General features: G+C 61.4%; 1 protein-coding gene and 1 pseudogene. Both read left to right on the top strand.

Going from position 1 to position 1,870, the window contains the following annotated elements:
* On the top strand, nucleotides 1–971 hold a 971-nt coding region (locus A2I95_RS34660), incomplete at its 5' end, for an MFS transporter (protein WP_291737101.1).
* Between the two features lie 60 nt (nucleotides 972–1,031).
* A pseudogene (locus A2I95_RS34665) lies at nucleotides 1,032–1,870 on the top strand (hypothetical protein); the annotation flags it as partial.

Genomic DNA, 1,870 nt, shown 5'->3' on the forward strand with positions numbered 1-1,870 from the left:
GTGCGGCGCTGTACATCGCTGCGTCCGCTGTCGCCTGGCAGGCACAATCGCTTGAGCTGCTTCTGGCCTCCCGAGTGGTCATGGGGCTGGGTGCTGCCGGGCCGCGGGTTGTCGGCATTGCCATCGTGCGGGACCTGTACGCGGGCCGGGAAATGGCCCGGATGATGTCGATTGCAATGATGATTTTCACTCTTGTGCCCGCCTTTGCACCGATGCTGGGCGCGGGCATCATCGCGTTCTCCAGCTGGCGCGGTATCTTTCTGGCCTTTGCCGTTTTCGCCATCCTCATCGTGATGTGGATGGGTCTGCGCCTGCCGGAGACTCTGGCAGCAGAAAACCGCCGCCCCTTCCGCCTGCCGCTGCTGCTGGGAGCCGTGAAAGAGATGTTCGCCCACCCCGCCGTGCGCCTGTCTATTCTGGTTCAGACCCTTTGCCTGGGAATGCTGTTCACCATGCTGACGATGGTGCAGCAGGTCTATGACGTGATCTTTGACCGCGCCGGCAGCTTCCCGTTCTGGTTTGGATTTGTGGCGCTGATGGCGGGCACTGCCAGCCTGCTGAATGCAGCCATTGTTGTCCGCGTTGGGATGCGCCGGATCGTGACCTGGTCCTTGGCCGCGCAATGCTGCATTTCTGCTGTGATGCTGGTGCTCAGCGGACAGGCGCTGCCGGAAACGCTGCTGTTTGGCCTGTTCGTTGCTTGGCAGACCAGCGTGTTCTTTCTGGCGGGCACAACCCTTGGAAATCTCAACGCCATCGCGATGGAGCCGATGGGCCATATCGCCGGCATGGCGGCCTCGGTGATCGGTGCGATCTCCACCGTTCTGGCCGCTGCCATTGCGGCACCGGTGGGCCTGCTGTTTGACGGATCACTGCTGCCGCTGGCTGCCGGTTTGCTGACAATGGCCGGCCTTGCGTTCCTGCTGATGCTGCAAATGGCACGGGCAGAGGCGCAACTGCCCGCCGAATAACCACCTTGTCCGGATAGAAGCCTCTGCTTAACCTCGCCAAATACTTGGGGAGGTTTTTTCATGGGCTATGATTACGATCTCGGCAGCCATTCCTGCCCAGTAACGGCCGCTTCTCCAGAGGCGCAGATATGGTTCGACCGCGGCCTGATCTGGACCTACGGCTACAACCACGAGGAAGCGGTCAGGTGTTTCAAGCAGGCGTTAGGGTATGATCCCGGCTGCGCCATGGCCCATTGGGGCGTGGCCTATGCAACCGGCCCGAATTACAATCTGCCCTGGAACTTGCGGGACGGCAAAGGCCGTGCCGAAGACCTGGCAGAGGCCTATGATGCCGCCCAAGCCGCGTTGGCTTGTTTAGAGGGCTGCACAGAGGTCGAGCGGCAGCTGATCCTTGCCCTTCAGGCCCGCTACCCCCAGCGGGAGGCCGCCGAGGACATGCACATCTGGGACTATGCCTTTGCCGACGCCATGCGCGCGGCCTTTACCGCCTGCCCGGATCATCTGGACCTGCGCACGGTCTATGCCGAAAGCCTGCTGAATTTGACGCCTTGGAAGATGTGGGATCTGAAAACCGGCAAACCCGCCGCCGGTGCGGCCACGGTGGAGGCACAGGACGTGCTGGAATGGGCGATGAGGAATGATCCCCGCGCCATGCAGCACCCCGGCCTGCTGCATCTATACGTGCATTTGATGGAGATGTCGCCAACGCCTGAAAAGGCGCTGAAAGCCGCCGATGTGTTGCGCACACTGGTGTCGGATGCCGGCCATCTTGTGCACATGCCGACCCATATCGACGTGCTGTGCGGCGATTACCACAATGTGGTGCATTGGAACCAAAAGGCGATTGAGGCCGACCTGAAGTACTACCAGCGCAAGGGCGCCTTCAACATCTACACCGG

The sequence above is a fragment of the Leisingera sp. F5 genome, assembly GCF_001593695.1.